Source organism: Marinilabilia sp. (assembly GCF_016278715.1).
GTDB lineage: Bacteria > Bacteroidota > Bacteroidia > Bacteroidales > Marinilabiliaceae > Marinilabilia.
In genome coordinates this window covers 1-23,501 of sequence record NZ_JADQBH010000042.1, presented here as the reverse complement: position 1 = coordinate 23,501, position 23,501 = coordinate 1, and the positions used below count along the sequence as shown (strand labels likewise).

The 23,501-nt window shown below is 38.8% G+C and carries 22 protein-coding genes; 19 read left to right on the top strand and 3 right to left on the bottom strand.

All coding sequences use genetic code 11. From position 1 onward, the window contains the following. Positions 1 to 11 precede the first annotated feature (11 nt). The 8 genes from QZZ43_RS02955 (at position 12) to uvrC (ending at position 10,218) form a co-directional block, all read left to right on the top strand. Positions 12 to 1,760, top strand: a complete 1,749-nt coding sequence (locus tag QZZ43_RS02955) for a CDC27 family protein (protein WP_291856098.1) — start codon at positions 12 to 14, stop codon at positions 1,758 to 1,760. Beyond that, complete coding sequence (locus tag QZZ43_RS02950) at positions 1,750 to 2,577, top strand: DUF4292 domain-containing protein (RefSeq protein ID WP_291856095.1); 828 nt, start codon at positions 1,750 to 1,752, stop codon at positions 2,575 to 2,577. The genes QZZ43_RS02955 and QZZ43_RS02950 overlap by 11 nt, the downstream gene beginning before the upstream one ends. A 154-nt stretch (positions 2,578 to 2,731) precedes the next feature. Further along, entirely contained in the window at positions 2,732 to 3,715 is a 984-nt protein-coding gene (locus QZZ43_RS02945; protein WP_291856094.1) for a peptidoglycan DD-metalloendopeptidase family protein, read from the top strand. Positions 3,716 to 3,812: 97 nt separating this feature from the next. Further along, positions 3,813 to 4,214 carry an ATP-binding protein gene (locus tag QZZ43_RS02940; protein WP_291856092.1) on the top strand — a complete coding sequence of 134 codons (402 nt, stop codon included), beginning with the start codon at positions 3,813 to 3,815 and terminating at the stop codon, positions 4,212 to 4,214. Positions 4,215 to 4,219: 5 nt separating this feature from the next. Further along, complete coding sequence (gene ybeY, locus QZZ43_RS02935; protein WP_291856090.1) at positions 4,220 to 4,648, top strand: rRNA maturation RNase YbeY; 429 nt, start codon at positions 4,220 to 4,222, stop codon at positions 4,646 to 4,648. Between the two features lie 50 nt (positions 4,649 to 4,698). Then, entirely contained in the window at positions 4,699 to 6,576 is a 1,878-nt protein-coding gene (mnmG, locus tag QZZ43_RS02930; RefSeq protein WP_291856088.1) for a tRNA uridine-5-carboxymethylaminomethyl(34) synthesis enzyme MnmG, read from the top strand. 190 nt (positions 6,577 to 6,766) lie between these two features. Then, entirely contained in the window at positions 6,767 to 8,398 is a 1,632-nt protein-coding gene (ade, locus tag QZZ43_RS02925) for an adenine deaminase (protein WP_291856087.1), read from the top strand. A gap of 5 nt (positions 8,399 to 8,403) precedes the next feature. Further along, positions 8,404 to 10,218, top strand: a complete 1,815-nt coding sequence (gene uvrC / locus QZZ43_RS02920) for an excinuclease ABC subunit UvrC (RefSeq protein WP_291856085.1) — start codon at positions 8,404 to 8,406, stop codon at positions 10,216 to 10,218. Positions 10,219 to 10,449: 231 nt separating this feature from the next. On the opposite strand, the gene QZZ43_RS02915 is transcribed toward uvrC, so the two are convergent. After that, a complete protein-coding gene (locus tag QZZ43_RS02915; RefSeq protein WP_291856083.1) occupies positions 10,450 to 11,421 on the bottom strand; it encodes a lipoate--protein ligase in 972 nt (323 codons plus the stop codon). Positions 11,422 to 11,653: 232 nt separating this feature from the next. On the opposite strand from QZZ43_RS02915, the gene dtd reads away from it, so the two are divergent. The 3 genes from dtd to deoC are packed head-to-tail and all read left to right on the top strand — an operon-like array spanning position 11,654 to position 13,315. Further along, a complete protein-coding gene (gene dtd / locus QZZ43_RS02910; protein WP_291856081.1) occupies positions 11,654 to 12,106 on the top strand; it encodes a D-aminoacyl-tRNA deacylase in 453 nt (150 codons plus the stop codon). 5 nt (positions 12,107 to 12,111) lie between these two features. Beyond that, positions 12,112 to 12,435: a nucleotide pyrophosphohydrolase gene (locus QZZ43_RS02905; RefSeq protein WP_291856080.1), complete on the top strand. Its 324-nt coding sequence runs from the start codon at positions 12,112 to 12,114 to the stop codon at positions 12,433 to 12,435. A 1-nt stretch (position 12,436) separates the two neighbouring features. After that, entirely contained in the window at positions 12,437 to 13,315 is an 879-nt protein-coding gene (gene deoC / locus QZZ43_RS02900) for a deoxyribose-phosphate aldolase (RefSeq protein ID WP_291856078.1), read from the top strand. On the opposite strand, the gene QZZ43_RS02895 is transcribed toward deoC, so the two are convergent. Continuing rightward, positions 13,312 to 14,286, bottom strand: coding sequence for a polyprenyl synthetase family protein (locus tag QZZ43_RS02895; protein ID WP_291856076.1), 975 nt, complete (start codon positions 14,284 to 14,286; stop codon positions 13,312 to 13,314). The genes deoC and QZZ43_RS02895 overlap by 4 nt on opposite strands. A 394-nt stretch (positions 14,287 to 14,680) precedes the next feature. On the opposite strand from QZZ43_RS02895, the gene QZZ43_RS02890 reads away from it, so the two are divergent. From QZZ43_RS02890 to QZZ43_RS02870, 5 genes are all read left to right on the top strand, one after another. After that, positions 14,681 to 14,980 carry a helix-turn-helix transcriptional regulator gene (locus QZZ43_RS02890; protein ID WP_291856074.1) on the top strand — a complete coding sequence of 100 codons (300 nt, stop codon included), beginning with the start codon at positions 14,681 to 14,683 and terminating at the stop codon, positions 14,978 to 14,980. A gap of 179 nt (positions 14,981 to 15,159) precedes the next feature. Next, positions 15,160 to 15,609 carry a 6-carboxytetrahydropterin synthase gene (locus QZZ43_RS02885; RefSeq protein ID WP_291856072.1) on the top strand — a complete coding sequence of 150 codons (450 nt, stop codon included), beginning with the start codon at positions 15,160 to 15,162 and terminating at the stop codon, positions 15,607 to 15,609. A gap of 43 nt (positions 15,610 to 15,652) precedes the next feature. Continuing rightward, positions 15,653 to 18,427, top strand: a complete 2,775-nt coding sequence (gene polA, locus QZZ43_RS02880; RefSeq protein ID WP_291856070.1) for a DNA polymerase I — start codon at positions 15,653 to 15,655, stop codon at positions 18,425 to 18,427. Between the two features lie 179 nt (positions 18,428 to 18,606). Next, positions 18,607 to 19,092 (top strand): RNA polymerase sigma factor, encoded by a 486-nt coding sequence (locus tag QZZ43_RS02875; protein WP_291856068.1) that lies wholly within the window; start codon positions 18,607 to 18,609, stop codon positions 19,090 to 19,092. After that, a complete protein-coding gene (locus QZZ43_RS02870; protein ID WP_291856066.1) occupies positions 19,089 to 20,117 on the top strand; it encodes a hypothetical protein in 1,029 nt (342 codons plus the stop codon). The genes QZZ43_RS02875 and QZZ43_RS02870 overlap by 4 nt, the downstream gene beginning before the upstream one ends. A 6-nt stretch (positions 20,118 to 20,123) precedes the next feature. Here QZZ43_RS02870 and QZZ43_RS02865 read toward each other — a convergent pair whose 3' ends face one another. Beyond that, complete coding sequence (locus tag QZZ43_RS02865) at positions 20,124 to 21,056, bottom strand: radical SAM protein (RefSeq protein ID WP_291856064.1); 933 nt, start codon at positions 21,054 to 21,056, stop codon at positions 20,124 to 20,126. Positions 21,057 to 21,736: 680 nt separating this feature from the next. On the opposite strand from QZZ43_RS02865, the gene QZZ43_RS02860 reads away from it, so the two are divergent. The 3 genes from QZZ43_RS02860 to QZZ43_RS02850 all read left to right on the top strand — a co-directional run. After that, positions 21,737 to 22,606 carry an ABC transporter permease gene (locus tag QZZ43_RS02860; RefSeq protein WP_291856062.1) on the top strand — a complete coding sequence of 290 codons (870 nt, stop codon included), beginning with the start codon at positions 21,737 to 21,739 and terminating at the stop codon, positions 22,604 to 22,606. 59 nt (positions 22,607 to 22,665) lie between these two features. Then, entirely contained in the window at positions 22,666 to 22,935 is a 270-nt protein-coding gene (locus QZZ43_RS02855; protein WP_291856060.1) for a DUF3098 domain-containing protein, read from the top strand. A 107-nt stretch (positions 22,936 to 23,042) separates the two neighbouring features. Beyond that, on the top strand, positions 23,043 to 23,501 hold a 459-nt coding region (locus QZZ43_RS02850), incomplete at its 3' end, for an undecaprenyl-diphosphate phosphatase (RefSeq protein WP_291856058.1).

Genomic DNA, 23,501 nt, shown 5'->3' with positions numbered 1-23,501 from the left:
AACAGGGGTAGATGAGATATTTATTTTTAATTGTCATAGTTGTATTGGGATTTGGTTGCAGGTCTCTTCCAAAGAATAATAATCCTATCAATGATAGTCAGAGTGCTGAGGTTGTTCTTAATGAAGAAGAACAACGTAAATTCAACTATTATTTTTACGAGGGTAACAGATACAAAGCACTTAATGAAACCAATAAGAGTTTTATGTATTTTGCTGAAGCGCTCAAGATTGATTCTACTTGTTCCTCTTGTGCCTATGAACTTTCCCGGTTTCTGGTTGCTAATGAAAACTTAGATGAAGCAGAAGTTCTTATGGACAGGGCTGTTCGGCATAGTCCCGACAACAGGTTTTATATTAATTTGTATTCCAGAATTCTACAGGCCAACAAAAAGGGAGAAAAGGCCGTAGAGGTTTCTGAAAAATTGTTAACCATTGATGATTCTTCTGTTGAAGATCTGTATTTTGTATCTCAGGTTAAAATTCAAAATGGACTTTATAGTGAAGCCGTTGATGTTTTAAATATTATTGAGGGTCAAATAGGTGTAAATGAAAGCCTTATATTTGAAAAGGTTCAACTTTATTTGGAAAATGATGAGATTCAAAAAGCTGAAGATGAGCTTTTATCATTGGTAAATAAATATCCAGGAAATAACGATTTTAAAATTATATTGGGTGATTTTTATTTGGAAAATGGTGATTTAAGGAAAGCTTATCAGCAGTATGAAAATGTTTTTAAGGAAGAACCGGAGAACGGGAAAGTATTATTTTCTTTATCCAACTATTATTTGGAAAGCGGCGATACTACACAGTTTAAAAGTTATCTGATGGAAGGTTTTCGGTCTGAAAACATTGTTTTCGACAATAAGTTTCGTCGGTTTATTCCTTATTTATCCGGGAAAGATATTGCTGAAAATCCTTTGAAAAAGGATGATTTTCAACGAATTTATGAAATACTTATTGAAAAACATCCCTATCAGACTGAAGTTTATGCCTCATATTCCGAATATTTAAAATCCGAAGGAGAAGAAAAAAAAGCTAAAAGCATATTGGAAAAATCTCTCGAACTGGATGCTTCCCAGCCTGAGTTGTGGCAGGAGTATTTATTTTTAATTTCTTCTCTGGAAGATAATGAACTGTTAAAAAACAAATCATCAGAAGCCGTTATATTTTTCCCTGAAGTTCCTTTATTTCGGTTATTTCAAGGCATTTCTTTTTTTCAAACCGGTGATACGGTTCAATCTATTTGTATTTTAAAAAAAGGATTGGAACTTTCTACGGATAATCCCGGCTTAAAACAGCGTTTTCATGCCTATTTAGGAGATTTTTACTATTCTGTGGACAGTGTTGTTAAATCTTTTGAGCAATACGAGAAAGCGCTTGATATTGATGAAAATGATGTAATGGTGTTGAACAATTACAGTTATTATTTATCGGTTATTGGTAAGGAGTTGGACAAAGCGGAAAGGATGAGTGCCAAAACCATTGAAATTGAACCTGGTAATTCCACTTTTTTAGATACTTATGCCTGGATTTTGTTTAAAAAAGGTCAGTTTCAGGAAGCTAAGTTTATTATTGAACGTGCTATTGATAATATGAAACAGCCCTCTGCCGTAATTATTGAGCATTATGGTGACATATTGTTTAAGAACGGTGATGTGCATGGTGCCCTTCAGCAATGGGAAAAGGCACTTGAATTACCTGATCATTCCAAGGTTTTGAGCCGTAAAATTGATGAAAAACGTTACATTGATGAAGAATAGAATCTTTATTATTTTATATGTGATTGTTATATCCTTTTCAGGATGTAAATCTAAAAAGGTTCTTTCAGATTCTATGGGAATAATTCCGATGGATGAAACAGAATTGGTTCAGACACTTGAGAAAAACAGCAATGATGTTGAAAGTATATTTTTCCGTAAATCGTTGGTTGAATTCAAGTCTGATGAAATTAGTCATACCTTCAGGGCCAATATTTATATTGAAAAGGACGTTGTAATACGTATGAGTATCCTTGCCCCAATGGGTATTGAAGTAGCCAGGATTTCTATGAAACCTGACAGTGTTACAATTATTAATCGGATGGGAAGAAACGTTGTTTATACCGATTTCGATGAAGTAAAAAGGAAATTTGGTGTGGAAGCTGATTTCAATACTTTTCAAAGTCTGTTGCTTAACCATGCTTTCAGTTTTTTTGAAAATAAAGGTATTAGTTTATATGATTATCATTTGGGAATTGAGAAAGGACAATATAAACTTAGTTCAGTCAAAGAAAAAAGTAATTCTTTGTTTTCAGACGAGAAACAAGGAATATGGCATAAGATGTGGATTCAGCCCCGTTCTTTTCAGGTTAATCGGATTTCCTTTAATGAATTGGAAAAGAATCTTGTTTTAGATGTATTGTATGATGAATTTACTGAAACCAATACCGGACAATTGTTTCCAAAGAAAATGTCTGTTACCGGAAATAAAGGTTTAAAAAAGTTGTCTCTTGATATTACGCATTCCGATATTGATGTTAACGGTTTGGAGAGTATTTCATTTCAGGTATCCGATAAGTATGAAAAAATTTATAGGTAGCTTTTTTATTTTTTTGTTTCTGCCCTTTTTTCATTTAAGTGCGCAAAATGTTGAAGACCTTCGGAAGGAAAGAGAAAGTCTTTTGAAGGATATTTCCAATACCACAAAATTAATTGAAGAGAAGAAGGAAAACCGACTGGATAACCTCCGGGAGTTGAATCTGATTGATAGAGAGGTTACTGCGCGTCAACGTTTGGTTGAAAATTTTCAGGAAGAAATTGAACAATTAGACAGGCAGATTGAAGTGAATCAGATGCTTGTTAATGACCTGGAGAACGATATTATTCGGTTGAAAAGGGAGTATTCAAAACTTATAAGAGATTCCTATCAACGAAAAGGAGATTTGAATTATTTGATGTTTTTGTTTAGTTCCGAAGATTTTAGTGAAGGGTATTTGCGGTACCGGTTGTTCAAAGAGTATAGCCGATACAGACAAAAACAAGGGGAATTATTGATTCAAAATCAAAATAGGGTATCTGCTCTGCTTAGAGAGATTCAGCAGCAAAAAAGTGAAAAAGAAGAGGTTTTAAGGAGTATTGAAAGTGAAGTTCACCAATTGACTCTGAATAAAAAGCGCAAATCAAGGTTAGTTCAGAGATTGAGTACCGAACAGCAATGGCTTCAGCAAAGTTTGAAGGAGAAGGAGCAAGCAGCAGCTCAACTTGAAAGTAAGATCAGAGAACTCATTGCCGCTCAAAAATCTGAAAATATTAACACTGCTGAATCCGGCGAATTTGCAGACCAGATGGGAAAACTTACGTGGCCTGTAACCAATGGATTAATAGTTAATGCATTTGGTGAACATCGCCATCCGGTACTTAAAAATGTTACTATTAAAAATAATGGTATTGATATTCGGGTAACTGGTTCGTCAGAAGTTTATAGTGTACATAATGGAACAGTTTCTACGGTTGTTGCCATTCCAGGATTAAACAAGGCGGTTATTATACGTCACGGAAAATTTTTAACTGTTTATGGAAATTTAATTGATGTATTTGTTTCAAAAGGTGATATTGTATCTTCAGGGCAAAAAATCGGTAAAATTTATAAAGATAACAGTGAGATGAAAGAAATTTTGCATTTTGAAATATGGGAAGAGAGTAATAAATTAGACCCTGAGCAGTGGTTAATTCGTTAATAATTCAAAAAAACTGAATATTTTAGAAACTCTTTTTTTCTTCATGAGTATAAATAATGTAATTTAGTATTTTTAAAACCGGGCCTGGTCAAAATTTGTGGAAGTGAATAAAATGGTTTTTAAATCTGAGATTAAGAATATTAACCTTGTTGAGAGGTTAATAGATGATATATCTGCAAAATATCAGCTGCATTCCGATATATATGGAAAGTTGTTATTGGCTGTGGTTGAAGGGGTCAATAATGCCATTGTGCATGGTAATAAACTGGAATGTGACAAAGATGTTATTCTTCAATATGAAGTTACTGATAAAATAATTCAATTTATCATAACAGATGATGGTCCTGGATTTAATTATAAAATTTTACCGGATCCTACTAAACCTGAAAATTTAGAAAAGACTCACGGAAGAGGAATTTTTCTAATGAATCATTTGGCCGATGAAATTGAATTTAATGAAAAGGGAAATGAAGTTAAAATTCTATTTAATTTATCATAATTAACGTGCCTATTTCCTTTTCTTCATACGATATTGAATACAACCTCCCGGATAGTGATAAAATAAGCCAATGGATTTCAGAAGTTATTGAAAATAAGGGGTTTATATTAGGTGCAATTAATTATTTTTTTTGTTCAGATAATTTTATTCTAGAAAATAACCGGAAATATCTTAATCATAATTATACTACCGACATTATAACGTTTGACTACTCAGGTAAACGAAAAATTTCCGGTGATATCCTCATTAGTATTCCCACTGTTACTTTTAATGCCGAAAGATTTGGTGTTTCTTTTTTTAATGAACTTTTGCGTGTAATTATTCATGGAGTTTTGCATCTGAGCGGATTGAATGACCATACAGAAGAAGAAAAGGTCATTATGAGAAATTCAGAGAATCTGGCACTGCTCTTTTACGAAACAAATTTTCAGTAACTCTGTTATCTTTGCTGAGTTGTCTATCTTTTTTTTGAACGTACATTTTTATGGATTTCAATTTTGATGTTATTGTCGTAGGAGGGGGGCATGCCGGATGCGAAGCTGGTGTTGCTGCTGCTAACCTTGGTGCTAAAACGTTGCTTATTACAATGGATTTGAATAAGGTTGCACAAATGAGTTGTAACCCGGCAGTAGGAGGTATCGCTAAAGGTCAGATTGTAAGGGAGATAGATGCTTTGGGTGGTCAAATGGGTTTGGTTACTGATGCTTCTTCTATTCAGTTTAGAATGCTCAACCGGTCTAAAGGACCTGCCATGTGGAGTCCACGATCTCAGTGCGATCGCATGGTTTTTTCTTCAGAGTGGAGAAAGAGGCTGGAGCAAACAGATAATTTGTTTTTTTGGCAGGATACCGTTGTGGATGTGGATTTTTCCAGCGCCGATAATTTTAAAATTATTACTGCTCAAAATGTAATCTTTCAATCTAAGAAAGTAATTCTTACCAACGGAACTTTTCTAAATGGTTTAATGCATATTGGGAAAGTTCAAATGGAAGGTGGAAGGATTTCTGAACCTTCTTCCAAAGGATTGTCTGATAAATTTCTTGAACGAGGTTTTGTTACCGGTAGAATGAAAACCGGCACCCCTGTCAGAGTTGATGGAAGAACTGTTCATTTCGAGAAACTGAAAGAGCAACCCGGGGAGGATGATTTCTACAAGTTTTCTTTTCTTCCCGTTTCCAACAAAAAGTTAAAACAGCGTAGCTGCTATTTAACTTATACCAATCCGGTGGTTCACGATAGTATTAAAAAAAGTTTGCAGGATAGTCCAATGTTTGACGGGACCATTCAAAGTATTGGACCACGATATTGTCCCAGCATTGAAACGAAAGTTGTGACTTTCGAGGGTAAAGATGAGCATCAACTTCATCTTGAACCTGAAGGTGAAGAAACCATTGAGTATTATTTGAATGGTTTCAGCAGTTCTTTGCCACTTGCTACCCAGTTAGAAGCTTTAAAATCTATTCCCGGATTGGAAGATGCCTTTATTTTTCGGCCCGGATATGCCATTGAGTACGACTTTTTTGATCCAACTCAATTGCATCATACTTTGGAAACCAAGAAAGTTAAGGGAATGTATTTTGCTGGTCAGATTAATGGGACTACCGGTTATGAGGAAGCTGCAGCACAGGGACTCATGGCTGGAATAAATGCTGCCCTAGAATTGAAAGGCAAAGATTCATTTATTTTAAAACGTGATGAAGCTTATATCGGTGTTTTAATTGATGATTTGGTTACCAAGGGGGTTGATGAGCCATACCGGATGTTTACATCCAGAGCAGAATACCGGATTTTGTTGCGGCAGGATGATGCGGATATTCGTTTAACCGAAAAGGGAAAATCTATCGGACTGGTTAGGAACGATAGATATGAAATATTTAAGGAAAAGATGGAGTGGAGGAAAATTATTCTAAGTTTTCTTGATTCCTATCGTGTAACACCTGACGAAATTAATTCCTGGTTAGTTGAAATGGGCACCAGCCCAATAAAGCAGAAAGGTAAACTCAGGGATATTGTAACCAGGCCACAAATAAAGCTGTGTGATTTGGTTGATTCTATTTCTTCATTCAAGGAACAATGTAAGGAATTACCATCTGACAGACGACTGGAAATTTTTGAGAGTGTGGAAATTTCTATCAAATATGAAGGATATATCAATCGTGAAAAAGTGATTGCTGATAAACTTCAACGCCTTGAGACTTTAAAAATTCAGGGAAAGTTTGATTATGCTGCCATCAAAAACATTTCCACAGAGGGTAGGCAAAAACTTGCTAAAATCGATCCGGAAACAATTGGTCAGGCTTCCAGAATAAGTGGGGTCTCACCGAGCGATATAAATGTTCTTTTGGTTTTGATGGGGCGGTAATGTTCCACGTGGAACAAGTTTTGGTGTTTTAGTTATTGAATTGTTGGCAAAACCCGATTTTGGATTAGCTAAATTTGAATATTACCCGTTTAGTGGAATTTCTTTAACACAAAGTTGGAAAGTATATATTTATTATTTGAGCTCTCTTGTTGGGATTACACCCAATTGCTCATTATTTAAGATTAAAAACATGAAATCAATCAGTGGAAATATAATTGATATTCACAATCAGGAAATTTATCCCGGGAGAGTGGTGTTTTCTAAAAATGGAATAGATTCCATAGAGAAAATTGATGGTGATTTTAATTCATATATTCTGCCTGGATTAATTGATGCTCATGTTCATATTGAGAGCAGCATGCTCGTACCTTCGGCGTTTTCGCGTCTGGTTGTTCCACGTGGAACAATTGGAGTGGTTACGGATCCACATGAAATAGGAAATGTTTTAGGGGTAGCAGGGGTGGAGTACATGATTGAAGAATCCAGGAACAGCCCCTTAAAATGCTTTTTTGGAGCACCATCTTGTGTGCCTGCTACGCCGCTCGAATCATCCGGAGCTATTATTGACTCCAGGCAAATTGAATCTTTGTTGGATAAACCTGAAGTTTTTGCTTTGAGTGAGATGATGAATTATCCCGGCGTGGTCAACAATGATGAAGAAGTGCGTTTGAAAATACAAGCAGCTCATGATAGAAATATGCCTGTAGATGGTCATGCTCCGGGACTAAAAGGAGAAGGGTTGAAGAAATATGCAGCTGCAGGAATCTCTACCGATCATGAATGTTTTGAATTGGATGAAGCGCTGGAGAAGATAAATAATGGAATGAAAATTCAGATTCGACAGGGGAGTGCTGCCAAGAACTTTGATGCCCTCGTAGATTTATTTGACCTTTATCCTGACAAATTAATGCTTTGCACAGATGATTCACATCCTGATGAATTGTTGAAGTTTGGACATATCGATAAATTAATCCGTCTCGGGATAAAAAAAGGCATTGATATCTTTAAATTACTCAGAGCTGCTTCCTTAATTCCGGTTCAACATTACAATTTACCTGTGGGTCTTCTTCGCCAGGGAGATGCGGCAGACTTTATTGTGATAGACAGTCCTGAAAACTTCCACGTTTTAGAAACCTATATTGACGGGGTGAAAGTCTTTGATAATAAAAGTGGCTTGCTTTTTCCAGAAATGGAAGTAAAAAAAATTAACCATTTTGTTCCGCATTTAATTAGCGTAAAAGACCTTGAAGTTAATGTTCCGGAAGGATCCTCTAAAGCAAAGGTTATAAAATGTTTCGATGGTGAGTTGGTTACCGATACTCTGTTTTTCTATTTATCGGGAAAGAAACAAATGACATCATCTGTAGAAAAAGACATCTTAAAACTGGTTGTTGTTGATCGCTATCAAAACAAACCTGTTTCGGTTGGGTTTATTAATGGTTTTGGTTTAACGTCAGGGGCCATTGCATCTTCTGTTGCACACGACAGTCATAATGTTGTTGCAGTGGGTGTAAATGACAAGGATATTGTTAGGGCCGTTAATGAAGTGATGAATAACACCGGCGGCCTGGCGTTAACAGATGGTGAATTCACACATGTTTTGCCTCTTCCGGTGGCCGGACTGATGAGCGACAAAGGAGGAGAAGAGGTTGCCTGTGATTATGAGCTCCTGGAGAAAAAAGCCCACCATTTGGGAAGTGCCTTAAAAGCTCCTTTTATGACACTCTCATTCATGGCTCTTCTGGTTATTCCTAAACTTAAACTGGGAGATAAAGGACTTTTTGACGGCGATAAATTTGAATTCACTTCAATTTTTGAATAATTTTAATGGCTAGCAAAGAGGAAAATAGATTAAACTACTTAAAGCAATTTATTCGGGTTTTACCCGATAGTCCCGGCGTTTATCAATATTATGATGAAACCGGGAAAATTATTTATGTGGGGAAGGCTAAAAATCTTAAAAAACGAGTTTCTTCTTATTTTACAAAAGAACCGGAAAATGCCAAAACCCGTATTCTTGTACGGAAAATTCAGGAGATTAAGCATATTGTTGTTAGTTCAGAACAGGATGCATTACTTCTCGAAAACAATCTGATTAAAAAGTACCAGCCCCGGTACAATGTTCTTCTCAAAGATGATAAGAGCTTTCCATGGATTGTTGTGAAAAATGAACCATTCCCAAGAGTTTTCTCCACACGGCAGATAATAAAAGACGGAAGTGATTATTTTGGGCCATACACCAGTGGTTTGATGGTGAAAACCTTGATTGACCTTTTCAGGCATTTGTATCCCTTACGAACCTGCCGCCACTCTCTTACAGATGAAAATATATCTAAAAATAAATTTAAAGTATGTCTGGAATACCACATTGGCAATTGTAAAGGCCCTTGTGAGGGGCTACAGTCCGAGGTGGAATACAGAGGTTATATTGATGAAATTAAAAACATTCTCAAAGGAAATATTACTTCAGTGATGAAGTATATGAAAGAAAATATGTTGAAACTGGCTTCTGAATATAAGTTTGAGGAGGCTGAGGAAATCAAGAAAAAGCTTTCCATCCTGGAAGGATACAAAAGCAAGTCTACCATTGTGAATCCTAAAATTAATAATGTTGATGTTTTTTCCATTATTGATGATGAGAAATATGCTTTTGTAAACTTTCTGAAAGTTGTAAATGGAGCCATTATTCAAGCACATACCATCGAGTACAAAAAGAAAATGGATGAGGATGTACATACATTGTTGCCAATGGCCATTGCAGATATTCGTGAACGTCTTCACAGCAATTCAAGAGAGGTCATTGTTCCTTTTGAACCGGATGTTGAGTTTGAAGATTTTCGTTTTCTTGTGCCTAAAATAGGTGACAAAAAGAAGTTGTTAGAGCTTTCGGAACGAAATGTTAAGTATTATCGTCTGGAAAAACTAAAGCAGTTGGCCAATCAGACGAAAGTTCCTAAGGAGGTCCGGTTGTTGGAAACCACCAAAAAAGACCTTCGGTTAAACAAGCTTCCGGTACATATTGAATGTTTTGACAATTCTAATATACAGGGACATTATCCTGTTGCAGCTTGTGTTGTTTTTAAAAACGGGAAACCCTCCAAGAAAGATTATCGTCATTTTAATATAAAAACGGTGGTTGGGCCAGATGATTATGCCTCCATGGAAGAGGTAGTTTATCGCCGTTACAGTCGGTTGTTAAACGAAGGGGAGTCCTTGCCTCAATTAGTGGTAATTGACGGAGGAAAAGGGCAATTGGGCTCAGCAGTTAAAGCTTTACGTGATTTAAATCTGGATGACAGGATTGCGATCATTGGGATTGCTAAACGGCTGGAGGAAATCTTTTATCCCGGTGACCCGGTGCCGTTGTATCTGGATAAAAATTCGGAATCGCTCAAACTCATTCAGCATTTGCGTAATGAAGCACACCGGTTTGGAATTACCTTTCACCGAAATAAACGCAGTGGGGATTTTTTAAAATCACAATTGGAAGAAATACCAGGGATTGGGCCCGGAAGTATTCAAAAGTTGCTTGCTAAATTTGGTTCTGCTACAGGTGTCCGGGAGGCTTCATTTAAAGCACTCGCCGAAGTGGTGGGGGAGAGTAGAGCGATAAAAATTGTGGGTTATTTTAAAAAGCCTTGAATACAAATAGTCTGGTTAGTTCTATAAGGGTGTAATGATGATTACAAACGTTTTTGAGCATACCTTCTGATTTGCAACACTCAGTTAAACGGGAACCTTAAATTTTTGTCCGGGTCGATTGCGATTTGAATTTGGGCTAGAGAATTGAAAGAATTTTTCAGATAATAAGAGAATTGCGTCGTGAAGTCTCTGCGTTTGTTTTTTCAGACTATTGAAGGTTACCAAAACCATTTAAAATAATGATTCAATTATCGCTTGTTTTATTTCTTCATCTGCTCCTTGAAGTTGTCTTTCTATTTCCCTCTTTTCGTGCTTAGATCCCTTTATCAAGCCTTTAATCTCACTCAATTTTTCTTTTTGCGGATGGTTGGATTTGATTTCAATTTCTGTGATCATGCCTTTTTCCACTTTAAGTTTCGATGTAAAAACGTAATTCGCTGATTTAATTCTTTTTGTGAATTCATAAGTAGGGCTGTACCCATAATTCCAGTTCCAGGTGTTGTACTTGCTCTTCATAAGGTTTTCTATTTCTTCTAGGTCCGTTTTAGTGAATTCATACGGCATTGCAAGGAATTTTTCTTGTAAAAATGTACTTATATGGTTAAGAAAGTTTTCAATATCGTGTTCTCCCTTTACCAGTTCCGAAATATTTACTACTTCGCTTCGAACCGATTTAACCGATTTATCGTGAAATTTTGAGGCGTCTCCTTTCAGGCTTTCGGTCAGTTGTTGGAGGTTACTATTGAAAAGTAGTGTCCCATGGTGCATTGCGCGGGATTTGTAAATGTGACAGGCGTTTCCTGAGATTTTTTTGTATCCGGCCAGCAGATCGTTTCTTTTTCCGTGACGGGCATGCACTCCATAATTTTTTAAGGCATTGACCACAGGAGTGGTGGCCTTAACAAAATCTACCAAATGACCGGGCTCTCCGTTTTCAATGATACAGTAATTCAAATTTCCGAAATCATGATAAACTGTTCCTCCTCCGGATAATCTCCGATAAACCGGAATTCCATTTTTTTGGAGGAAATCCAGATTAATCTCGGATAAACTGTTTTGATGCTTTCCTACAATTACAGAAGGGCTGTTTATATAAAAAAAAATTATGTCTTCTTTGTGTTTTCTGAGCAAAACTTCTTCGGCAGCTAAATTGAAGGCCGGATTGTTTGTTTTACTTGTTATGATTAAAGTATTCCTGTCCATTTTCCTTTGCTTAAGATTCTATGAGCGTATGAGTAACTTAAAAGTTAATTAAATGGTTTAAATAAACCATATAAACATCAGTTATATAGATATATAAAAAATAAAAAGTTAATAATTTGATTGAACGTTATTTTTGATGAACCAGACCAAATTGGCGTTTGTTCTTTTTAATTGGCAAAAGAATTACCATTTTTATCATCAAATGTACAATTAATCACAAAAATTTATATATATGAGAGTCGTTATACAAAGAGCATCGAAAGCTTCAGTAGCGATCAATGAACAAGAAACCCGTTCCATCCAAAAAGGTTTAATGATATTGGTAGGAATTGAAAATTCGGATACCGATGATGACATCAAATGGCTGGTTAATAAAATTGTGAATTTGCGTATTTTTGATGATGAAAATGGTGTAATGGATCGTTCAGTCCTTGATGTGGATGGTGAAATATTGGTGGTAAGCCAATTTACCCTGCATGCCCGAACAAAAAAAGGTAACAGGCCCTCGTATGTTGATGCTGCCAGGCCGGAGGTTTCGATTCCTGTTTACAAGCAGTTTAAGGAGCGTTTATCGGAGTCATTGGGTAAGCCTGTTGTGTCCGGTGAATTTGGGGCTTCTATGGCTGTTGAATTGGTGAATGACGGGCCCGTGACAATACTTATTGATACCAAAGATAAAAAATAGCGCTAATGCATATTCAAGAAGCTCAACAAATCGTGGATGATTGGATTCATACGCACGGAGTTCGCTATTTCAGTGAGCTCACCAATATGGCCGTGCTTACTGAAGAGGTGGGGGAATTGGCCAGAGTAATTGCCCGGAAATATGGTGACCAGTCGTTTAAGGAAGGTGAGGCTGACAACCATGAAGAGGAGATGGCAGATATTTTATGGGTACTCCTTTGTCTGGCAAATCAAACCGGAGTTGATCTGACAGAAGCACTTCAGAAATCTATAGAAAAGAAAACAACCAGAGACAAAGAAAGACATAAAAACAATCCAAAACTTAAATAGAATGGAACAGTCGGAACAATTGCTTGAGAAATATGAAAAGTATTTTAAGAATATGCCCAGATGGCCTGAAAACAGGGATACAACTGGTTTAAAGACTGAAGAGAATCTGAAAAAGTTGTTTTCATTTATCGATCTTACCACCCTCAACACCACCGACAGTGCCAACTCCGTGCAGGAGTTTTGTGACAAAGTGGTCTGTTTTTCAAAGGATTATCCCGATATGCCTTTGGTAGGGGCTGTGTGTGTGTATCCTGTTTTTGCAAGTGTGCTGAAAACCAAATTGAAAGACCTGGATGTTAAGCGGGCAGTTGTATCGGCTGGTTTTCCATCTTCCCAAACTTTTCTTGATTTGAAGGTGCAAGAAACTCAGAAAGCCTTGGATATGGGAGCCAACGAAATAGATATCGTAATCTCGGTCGGGGAATTTCTTGAAGGGAATTATGAATTTGTAATGGAGGAGATAAGTCGCATTAAATCAATAATGGGCGAGGTTCATTTGAAAGTTATCTTGGAAACCGGAGCACTGGAATCACCGGAAAATATTTGGGAAGCTTCCATTCTGGCCATGGAAGCCGGCGCCGATTTCATTAAGACCTCTACCGGAAAAATGAATCCTTCCGCTACTCCCGAAGCCGTATGGACGATGGTTCATGCTATAAAGGCGTTTCATTCCGTTACCGGGAAAGTTATCGGGTTGAAACCTGCGGGCGGCATCAGTACTACCGAAGAAGCATTGGTTTATTTTAAGATAGTAAATGATGTATTGGGAGAGGAGTGGCTTATTTCAGAAAGATTCCGGATTGGCGCCAGCCGTCTGGCCAACAATTTGCTGGCCGATTTGGCTGAGCTCCAGGGGAAGAGCTTCGAAAAATATTTTTAAATCTTTCTTGTGGTGGTAAAATGAACCAACTCGATGAGCCCTTCCCGAGCTTCTCCCTCGGGATAGGAATTTAGAATTTCCAGTGCTTTATCGCGGTATTCGATCATTTTTTTACGAGCATAATCAATGCCTCCGTTGTCTTTTACAAACTGGACAATGGGGGCAATTTTTTTCTCATTTTTATGGTGTTTCCGGATGGTGTTAAGGATTTGCCGTTTTTTAGCAGATGGCATTTTTTCCAGCACATGAATCAACGGAAGCGTCATCTTCTTTTCTTTTAGGTCGTTTCCGGTAGGCTTCCCCGAGAGATTGGTTTTTTCGTAATCCAATAAATCGTCTCTGATTTGAAAGGCGATTCCCAGATGTTCTCCGAAATCATGCATCCGGGCAATAATCTCTTTTGATGCGCCAACAGACAGAGTTCCTGCAGCTGTACAGGCAGCAATCAGGGTGGCTGTTTTTTTACGGATTATTTCGTAATAAACCTCCTCTGTAATATTTAGTTTGCGTGATTTTTCTATTTGCAACAATTCTCCTTCGCTCATCTCTTTGACGGCGGTGGAGACAATCCGCAGTACTTCGGTTTGTTCTTCTTCCAGCGATTTTATAAGTCCCATGGCCAAATAATAATCTCCAATCAGCACGGCTATTTTAGACCTCCATAAGGCATTAATGGAGAAAAATCCCCGGCGCTGGTATGTTTCATCTACCACGTCGTCATGAATAAGAGTGGCGTTATGAAGCAGTTCAATTAGTCCGGCAGCTGTGTAAGTTCCGGGGCCAATTTCTCCGTTAAGTTTAGCCGCCAGAAATACCAACATCGGACGCATTTGCTTTCCTTTACGGCGAATCAGATAATTCGTAATGATATTCAAAAGCGGGATTTTGGTGTCAAAATTTTTCTTGTAATAGGGACCAAACCGCTTCATCTCCTCTTCTATGGGAGAGGTTATTTTTGATGATATTTTCATTTCTTAATATTTGTCAATTCTTCTTTGGGTAAAACCATCGATGGCAGGTTGATAATTTCCTGTTGATTATTCGGGGCGTTTAAATAATTAACCTGCGGGTAATGGGCATTTAATCAGTGTGTTGTTGGTTAAAACTGCAACGGTCCATTGTTAAATGCTCCATTTTTCTATTTATTAATCTTCAAAAATAACAAATTGCCGCGTATTAGTGTTGCAACAGAATGTAAATATCAGTCCTATCTAAATATTTGCATATTTCACAGGTTTAAATATCTAATAATCAAAATATCTTCATTATCTTTGGGCCGTTAAAGTTAAAGGGCAATGATATAAAGTGAAAAGGATTACCTATTTATAATAGAAGATATCATTATTAATAATGGAAGTTAAAGCAATGAAAATTAAAGACCTTGATGCTAATCAGCTCGACCGGGCAGCAAGTATGCTAAAAGCCATCGCCCATCCAATGCGCATCGCCATTCTTAATCATTTGGAAGATGGGAAGAGACTGACAGTTACCCAGATTCATAATTTGTTGAATATTGAACAATCCACGACTTCTCATCATTTGGGAATCCTTAAAGATAAAGGGGTTTTAGCTTCACAACGGGAAGGGAAGAATACTTTTTATTTTTTGAAGCATGACAGCTTGCGCAACATTGTTGAGTGCGTAAGCCGTTGCTCTGTGGAATAAGAAAGCTCATTTTTTAATTCAATTACTATTTGATATCTTAAGCGTTTGCTTATTAGTTGTTTAAATACAACCGGGTTTTGTTTTTAAGGCTCAGGAAGTCAATTAATTTACTAATTATCTTGCCAGTAACTCCATATTTTGGGACAAACGAATCGATTGTTTAATTGCTTTAAATAACTATGTCGAAGATACGATTAACTAAAGAGTTCCGTTTCGAGATGGCCCATGCTTTGTGGAATTATGACGGACTCTGCAAAAATATTCATGGTCACTCCTACATTTTTCAGGTTACTGTCCTGGGGGAACCCAATTCGGATGAGTACAATCCGAAATATGGGATGGTGATGGATTTTGGTGATTTGAAAAAGATTGTAAAAGAAGAGGTTGTCGACCAAATGGACCATAGCATTGTGATAAGCGATAAAGCTCAGGTTGAGAAACTTCTTCAAGTACCTCAAATGACCGAGCGCTATCATGTGGTTCCTTATCAGCCCACTTGCGAAAATTTGTTGATTGATTATGCGGAAAGAATCAGAGCGCGACTTCCCGAAAATATTTCCCTTTTCAGCCTGAAACTGCACGAAACAGGTAATTCATTTGCCGAATGGTTTGCTTCCGACAATGAATAGTATCTCATTTTTTCTTACTTTTCGGGATTAAACCTGAAAAGTTATGTCCGAAGAAACCAAGAAATTATTTCTACTTGATGCATACGCCTTGATCTTCAGGGCGTATTATGCTTTTATTCGAAATCCCCGGGTCAATTCCAAGGGGTTGAACACCTCTGCAATTTTTGGGTTTACCAATTCTTTGCTTGAAGTGCTGAATAAAGAAAATCCTACACATATTGGAGTGGCCTTCGATCCTTCCGGCCCTACTTTCCGGAACGATCTCTATAGTGAATACAAGGCCAACCGGGACGCTACTCCCGAAGATATCAAAAAGGCTATTCCTTATATCAAGCAAATTCTTGATGCTTTTAACATCAAGGTTATCCAGGTAGATGGGTTTGAGGCTGATGATGTGGTTGGAACCTTATCACGGAAAGCCGGGGATGCCGGGTTTAACACTTTTATGGTTACCCCCGATAAGGATTATGCTCAGCTGGTAACCGAGAGAACCGTCATGTTCAAACCCAAATCGGCCGGTAACGATATTGAGCGATGGGGTATTCCTGAAATTCAAAAGAAATTTTCAGTGCAGAAACCCGAGCAGGTGATTGATCTGCTCGCGCTCTGGGGCGATAGTGCCGATAACATTCCGGGGTGTCCCGGCATCGGCGAAAAACGAGCAAAAGATATTATTGGGAAATATGGGACGATAGAAAATGTGTATAAGAACATTGATGATTTTACCGGAAAACAAAAGGAGAACCTGGTTAATTTTAGAGATCAGGTGGAGTTGTCCCGCAAATTGGTAACCATCGAAACGCAAATTCCTATTGAGTTTGATGAAGAAATGTTTCTACACAGAGCACCTAGCCTTGATAAATTACAGCCGGTTTTTGAAGAGTTGGAATTTAAGACTTTGTGGGAAAAGATCGCCGGAAAAAAGGAGGATGGACCTACGCAGGGCTCCCTTTTCGATAACGATACAAGCCCTGTAACTTCTTCGGCGAAATTTAATACCAACAATAGGACCATTAAAGATACGGATCATCAGTATTACCTGGTTGACACACAGCAAGCTTTGGATTCTTTGGCTGCCGACCTTAGTGTGAAAAAGGAGTTTTGCATTGACACAGAAACTACCGGTCTTGATGTGTGGTCCAATGAGCTGGTTGGATTGTCCTTTAGTTTTGAGAAAGGTGAAGCTTACTATGTTCCTGTAGATAAGGATAGAAAAAAAGCAGAGGAAATGGTTAAGCGCTTCGAAAAAGTTCTGACCGACTCTTCGGTTTTGAAAGTCGGGCAGAACCTCAAATACGATTATCTGATGCTTAAACGCTACGGGGTGGAAATGCAAGGGCCTTTCTTCGACACTATGGTGGCCCATCACCTGGTTCAGCCAGGATTGAAGCACAACATGGATTTTCTTGCCGAAACTTATCTCCACTATACCCCTGTTTCCATCACAGAACTCATCGGTGAGAAAGGGAAGAATCAGGGCAGCATGCGCGATGTTGACAATGAAACCGTTACCGAATATGCCGGGGAGGATGCAGACATTACCCTGCAGTTGAAGGAGCCCTTACTGGAAGAACTGAAGGAACTAAAGATGGTTTCATTGTTTGATGATGTGGAAATGCCACTGCTCAAGGTGCTTGCCGAAATGGAGTATATTGGGGTAGTCCTGGATACCGAAGCGCTGGCTGATTTTGCCAAAAAACTTCAGAAACGTATTGAAATACTTGAAAAAGAAATTGTCGAGGAAGCCGGGACCGAGTTCAATGTGTCTAGTCCCCGTCAGGTGGGCGAAGTGTTGTTTGACAAATTGAAAATTGACAGCAAGGGGAAAAAAACAAAATCGGGCCAATACAGTACCAACGAAGAGACCTTGCAGAAATTGAAGGACAATCATCCGATTATTGGAAAAATTCTGGAATTTAGGGGTCTTAAAAAGTTGTTAAACACCTATGTAGAGGCGTTACCTAAATTGGTAAATACTCAAACCGGCCGCCTGCATACTTCCTTCAATCAGGCGGTGGTGGTAACCGGGCGTTTGAGTAGTTCCAATCCCAACCTTCAGAATATTCCCATTCGTGAGGAAGATGGACGCGAAATGCGAAAAGCCTTTGTGGTTCGGGATTCCGATCACTCCTTTCTGAGTGCTGACTACTCCCAGGTGGAGCTCCGGCTGATGGCGCACCTGAGTGAGGATGAAAATCTGCTGGAGGCATTCAACCGCGGAGAAGATATTCACGCGGCCACCGCGGCTAAAATTTTTAAGGTTGCTTTGAATGAGGTGACCAGTGATATGCGCCGCAAGGCCAAGACGGCCAATTTTGGCATCATCTACGGCATTTCAGCTTTTGGATTGTCCGAGCGGCTAAATATATCAAGAGGAGAAGCCAAGGGAATTATTGATGGTTATTTTGATAGTTTTCCGGCCGTAAAACAATATATGGAGCGAGTGATTGCACAAGCGCGTGAAAAAGGCTACGTGGAAACCATGTTTGGGCGCCGTCGTTATCTGCCTGACATCAACAGCCGCAACGGTGTTGTTCGTGGGGTAGCGGAGCGCAACGCCATCAATGCCCCCATCCAGGGAGCGGCGGCCGATATCATTAAAATGGCAATGGTAGGTGTCGAGCGTGCTTTCAGAAAGGAAAATCTTAAAAGCCGGATGGTACTGCAGGTACATGATGAACTCAACTTTGAAGTACTGAATTCCGAGGTTGATAAAGTTAAGGAAATCGTTAAAAAAGAAATGGAATCGGCCGTTTCTTTGAAAGTTCCACTTGAAGTTGATATGGGTGTTGGTGAAAACTGGCTGGTAGCCCATTGATGTTTTTACCACAGAGCCCACACAGAGATACAGGAAAAATATCTCTGTGTTCCTCCGTGCCCTCTTTGGTTTAATCCTTTTCCTGTGTGGAACAGATAAATTATTTGCCCGCAAAAAAATTTCGCTGTAACTTTTCGTCACATTAAAGCGTCCCACCTGTATCAATTTACCGGAACCTGATGACTGTAGACGAATACAACGATTGCGTGAAACAATATTCCGACAATGTTTACCGCTTTATCCTGAAGAACATTCGTGACAAGGACAAAGCGTCAGATATTGTGCAGGATGCCTATGAAAGGATGTGGCGTCATCACGAAAACGTGGATTCTGCCAAAGGTAAAAGCTATCTTTTTTCTACAGCCTATCATGTTTTGATTGACCATACACGGCGTGAAAAACATTCGGTGCGGATGGAAGAAGCCGACTTGCAGGAACATGCACATGAGCGCCAGTATTCCGATTTGCAGGAAATTTTGCACCAGGCACTGGAAAAATTGCCCGAAGATCAGAAAATGGTAGTCATGATGCGTGATTATGAAGGGTATTCGTATGAGGAAATAGGCGAAATTACCGGATTGAGCGAGAGCCAGGTTAAAGTTTATATTTACCGGGCGCGTGTATTCCTTAGGAATTATATTGGAAAGATGGAGGTGGTAGTATGAGGCGTATCAGCAAAGATAATTATGAAGTTTGGTTCATCGATTTTTTAGATGGAAAACTGGACGAGCAAGCCCGAAGGGAATTAGATGAATTTCTTCAGTTCAATCCCGAACTGAAGAAAGAATTGAATGCCTTTGAGGAATTGAAGCTGGAACCTTCAACTATCCGCTTTGATGCCCCGGAAAAGCTTCAAAAAGGAGAATCTGATTTGATTGAGATATCTCGTCCCGATTATCTGTTGGTAAAGCAGATGGAGGAAGGGCTTTCGGAAGAAGAGGAGAAGGAGTTGGCTGTCAAAATTCGTAAGGATGAATCCTTGATAAAGCGTGGGGTTGAGTTTCAGCATACCAGGCTAGCGATTGAATCCATTCGGTATGAGGGAAAATCGTCGTTGCTTCAAAAGCGGATTAAACCTGTTTGGCTTTCAGCCTGGCGAGTTGGCGCTGTGGGGATTGTTGCCGGGCTATTGCTGTTTTTTGGAGATGCCCCGAGGTTCTTACTAAGTACGGGAGCAAATGAAATTGTGATGGAGCGTTTGGAGCCATTACCTTTTGTTATTTCCGACCCTGATATTCCTGAACTAAAGTTGGCTGAGGTTCAGAGTTTTGATTTATCCAGTCACTCATCGAGCATATATTCAGTTGATAACAGGATCTATGCTAAAGTAAAAGATGAAGACGGTGCTGAGGACTCCTCTTCCATGCAACGCCCAATGGTAAAACTTAGCTCCAACGGTATTAAAATGGATTTGGCAGGAGGTATTCCAAATGCTTACGAAGCTGGTTTGCGCCAGATGATGCCCCTTTATTTGGATATCAACCGGAAGGACGGTCGGTTGCTTACCGCTGCAGACACTCCCGATGGTTCTCAGCAATCAGCAAATATCCTGACTCGTGGACTACAATTTGTTGACCGGGTATCGGGAGATTTGGTGCAATTCGACAAACTCTATGATGAAGACGGGAATTTTGTGGCTTACAACCTTAAAGCGGGCAACTTTGAGATGGAACGAAAATTAAAACGTTAAGATTTCCTATTTTAACCTGTAGAACATCCCTCTCTCTCCAAATTCTGTGGTGATTTTGCCTTCGGCTTCCAGAATGTCGAGGTATTTGTTGAGTTCATTGATGTGAAGGCTCATAATGTTCCGGAGGTCAGGGATTGTGCAGGGACGACGGGAAATTGTTTCCAGAATGGCGGATTCTTTATCCGCCCGATAAGCCTTGTTTTTTTTACTGGAATGCGCGGCAGCCACAATTAACGTATTCTCAAAATCAATTTTATTTTTTATGTCTTCCAGTTGTTCTTTAGTTGCAGGATGAAGGCCTTCAATAGCCCCGGGACGATCCAGTGTATTTAAGTGTACAAAAGTGGGTTGTATTTCCCGAATTGCCTTTTTGAGTTCACTAACTTCCTCGTTGTGGTCGTTGTAGCCGGGGAGAATAAAAACTTCCAGACATATTTCACCTTTAAATTCTTTACGGAAATCGATTAGACCCTGAATGTGCTTCTTAACTTTAAGGTGTTTTTCCGGACGGTTCAGCTTTTTGAATACTTTGTCGGTGGCCGCATCGATGGATGGAAGTACCAAATCAGCCTGCATAATTTCGGCTCTTATGTTTTTGTCAGAAAGCAGTGTTCCGTTGGTTAGGATAGCTACTTTCAGCCGGGGGTAATTTTCCTTAATGAATTTTAAAACATCCCCAATCCTTGAGTTTAGCAACGGTTCCCCATAACCGGAGAAAGTAATAAAGTCGGGGGCCGGACTATGGTCCAGGTATTCAGATAGTTCCTTAACAACCTTTTCATAAGGTACATACTCCATTCGTTCGGTGGTCAACTTGGTGGTAATGCCCACTTCGCAATAGACACAATCGAGAGAGCAAACTTTTCGGGGGACCAGATCAACTCCCAGCGACATTCCAAGGCGGCGTGATGGAACAGGTCCGAAAATATAATTAAACATGGGTTTTTGTTTTTTTCTTTCTCAAAGTTACGGCATAAAGATTAAAATGTCCCGTGTTTTAAGCTTTTTCCACTTTTTTAGGTCTTGGTTAATAGCAATAGTACGTTAAAAAAAACCTAAAAGCAGAGATGCGAAGACGCAAAGATTTTATTATCAGAGGTTTAATATCATCAATTCTGTTTTTTAATTATTCATTATCAAATATTTGCAAAAGTTTAACGGAGTATTGTAATACAGCAACTCCCTTCATCTCCCAAGACATTGCAATGTTTCAATGCGATGGCTCGACCCGAAGCAATTTCTAAAAGTACACACTTGAAAATTAACTAAAGCCATATTCTTTTGCAATAACTTGTGAAACAACTGTTTGTAAAATGCGGGTGCTTTTATTGATAACAGACCTTTAGATTTTTTGATTTAAGAATTAAGATAAATCGTATGGTGTTGAAAATCCGAATTTTAATACAAAATAGCTTTTAAACATAAACGGCTGATTCAAAGGGTTTTGCAACAGGTTAATTGACTATCAACTAAGAGTCTGAATACTAACACAGTAGGAGGTTTCAAGCTTTTAACATCTAAAAATCTAACGTTCTATAGCAAATCAAGGTAACTATTTTAATGGGTTGGGACTAAATTCTTTTATATTTGCATCTTATTAGGAAAAATGTGCCAACATTATGAGTAATACAGCTGCCAAAAGAAAGCTCAGGAGTTCCTACGTAACCACCGTGATAAGTATTTCATTGGTGTTGTTTTTGTTGGGAATTATCGGACTCTTGTTTCTTAATGCACATCGATTGTCAAACTATGTGAAAGAGAATCTTGGGTTTACTGTGTTGGTGGATGATAACTCCCGGGAAGCTGAAGTTCAGCGGCTGCAAAAAATACTCAATGCCTCTCCTTATGTTCGCGAAGCGGCTTATATAAGCAAAGACGAAGCCGCTGATATAATGCAGGAGGAACTGGGAGAAGATTTTGTTGATTTCCTGGGATACAATCCATTGTTGTCAAGTATTGAGGTAAAAGTATATGCCGAATATGCCAATCCCGACAGTATGGCAGTCATTGAAAATCAGGTGTTGAACTTTCCGCAGGTGCAGGAGGTTTATTATCAGAAAAATTTATTGCATGCTGTGAACGACAATATTGAAAAAATATCCATTGTGTTGGCCGGATTTGCCATTCTTTTGCTGGTAATCGCCATCGCGCTCATTAATAACACCATTCGTCTTTCTGTTTATTCACGACGTTTTCTGATTAAATCAATGCAACTTGTTGGGGCTACACGAGGTTTTATTCGAAGGCCGTTTTTGGCCACCGGTATTTTAAATGGTCTGGCAGGGGCTACCATCGCCATACTTTTGTTATCATCCCTCATTTATGGACTGAACAATGAATTACAGGGAATGATCGGGTTCAATAACCTTTTGCTTATTGGTATTCTTTTTGGACTTGTTATCCTTTTGGGGATTTTTATCACCCTTATTTCCACATTTTTTGCAGTCAATAAATATCTGCGGCTCAAAGCAGATGATTTATATTTCTAAAACAGCATTGGAAAATAATGGTTTGAATGTTTAATTGTTGATGCTGAAAAAATAAAGCTATGTCGAAAAAAGAGACAGAAAAGAAATTTGAAATGGCCCTGGAAAAAAAGAATTATCTGTTGTTGGCGGTTTCATTTGTAATAGTGATTATTGGGTTTTTGCTGATGATGGGTGGCGGAAGTGAAAACCCCGAAGTGTTTAACGAGGAGGTATACAGTTTTCGTCGCATAACACTGGCGCCTTTGGTGGTTTTATTTGGTTTTTTGTTTGCCATTTATGCTATCATGAAAAAGCCGAAAGACACCAAGGAGATGGAAAAGAAGAAGTGATTCTTATTCTATGCCCGTTGGGTTTTAAAAACGGAAAATGTCTGCTGAGGTTTTGGCAGGCATTTTTGATGTAACGACTCACATTTTTTTGTAATACAATTTGATATATGGATTGGATTGAAGCATTAATTCTGGGTTTTGTACAGGGCCTGACCGAGTTTCTACCTGTGAGCAGCAGCGGGCACCTGGAGGTTGGGAAACATCTTCTGGGCATTGATACCCCCGATAGCTTACGGTTTACGTTGGTTGTGCATGGGGCTACGGTGCTGAGTACTCTTGTGGTTTTCCGGAAAGACATTGTCAACCTGCTGGCAGGATTGTTTAAGTTTCGCTGGAACGAGGAGACAAAATACATTGCTAAAATTGCCTTTTCGATGATTCCGATTGGCATTGTAGGGCTCTTTTTTAAGGATTATGTGGAGGAGATCTTCAATACCGAAAAAATGTTGCTGCTGGTGGGGTTTATGCTGCTGATTACAGCGTCATTTCTGGCTTTTTCCTACTACAAAAAATCGGGCGATCGTGAAATTACTTTTCGGGATGCTATGATCATCGGAATTGCTCAG

Excerpts from the sequence above, each read along its gene's own strand:
- ade (WP_291856087.1), top strand. The coding sequence starts at position 6,767 with ATGAAATCAATCAGTGGAAATATAATTGATATTCACAATCAGGAAATT.
- QZZ43_RS02860 (WP_291856062.1), top strand. The coding sequence starts at position 21,737 with ATGAGTAATACAGCTGCCAAAAGAAAGCTCAGGAGTTCCTACGTAACC.
- QZZ43_RS02890 (WP_291856074.1), top strand. The coding sequence starts at position 14,681 with ATGAAAATTAAAGACCTTGATGCTAATCAGCTCGACCGGGCAGCAAGT.
- QZZ43_RS02915 (WP_291856083.1), bottom strand. The coding sequence starts at position 11,421 with ATGGACAGGAATACTTTAATCATAACAAGTAAAACAAACAATCCGGCC.
- QZZ43_RS02885 (WP_291856072.1), top strand. The coding sequence starts at position 15,160 with ATGTCGAAGATACGATTAACTAAAGAGTTCCGTTTCGAGATGGCCCAT.
- dtd (WP_291856081.1), top strand. The coding sequence starts at position 11,654 with ATGAGAGTCGTTATACAAAGAGCATCGAAAGCTTCAGTAGCGATCAAT.
- QZZ43_RS02905 (WP_291856080.1), top strand. The coding sequence starts at position 12,112 with ATGCATATTCAAGAAGCTCAACAAATCGTGGATGATTGGATTCATACG.
- polA (WP_291856070.1), top strand. The coding sequence starts at position 15,653 with ATGTCCGAAGAAACCAAGAAATTATTTCTACTTGATGCATACGCCTTG.
- QZZ43_RS02895 (WP_291856076.1), bottom strand. The coding sequence starts at position 14,286 with ATGAAAATATCATCAAAAATAACCTCTCCCATAGAAGAGGAGATGAAG.
- uvrC (WP_291856085.1), top strand. The coding sequence starts at position 8,404 with ATGGCTAGCAAAGAGGAAAATAGATTAAACTACTTAAAGCAATTTATT.
- QZZ43_RS02950 (WP_291856095.1), top strand. The coding sequence starts at position 1,750 with ATGAAGAATAGAATCTTTATTATTTTATATGTGATTGTTATATCCTTT.
- deoC (WP_291856078.1), top strand. The coding sequence starts at position 12,437 with ATGGAACAGTCGGAACAATTGCTTGAGAAATATGAAAAGTATTTTAAG.
- QZZ43_RS02955 (WP_291856098.1), top strand. The coding sequence starts at position 12 with ATGAGATATTTATTTTTAATTGTCATAGTTGTATTGGGATTTGGTTGC.
- QZZ43_RS02865 (WP_291856064.1), bottom strand. The coding sequence starts at position 21,056 with ATGTTTAATTATATTTTCGGACCTGTTCCATCACGCCGCCTTGGAATG.
- QZZ43_RS02855 (WP_291856060.1), top strand. The coding sequence starts at position 22,666 with ATGTCGAAAAAAGAGACAGAAAAGAAATTTGAAATGGCCCTGGAAAAA.
- QZZ43_RS02870 (WP_291856066.1), top strand. The coding sequence starts at position 19,089 with ATGAGGCGTATCAGCAAAGATAATTATGAAGTTTGGTTCATCGATTTT.
- QZZ43_RS02875 (WP_291856068.1), top strand. The coding sequence starts at position 18,607 with ATGACTGTAGACGAATACAACGATTGCGTGAAACAATATTCCGACAAT.
- mnmG (WP_291856088.1), top strand. The coding sequence starts at position 4,699 with ATGGATTTCAATTTTGATGTTATTGTCGTAGGAGGGGGGCATGCCGGA.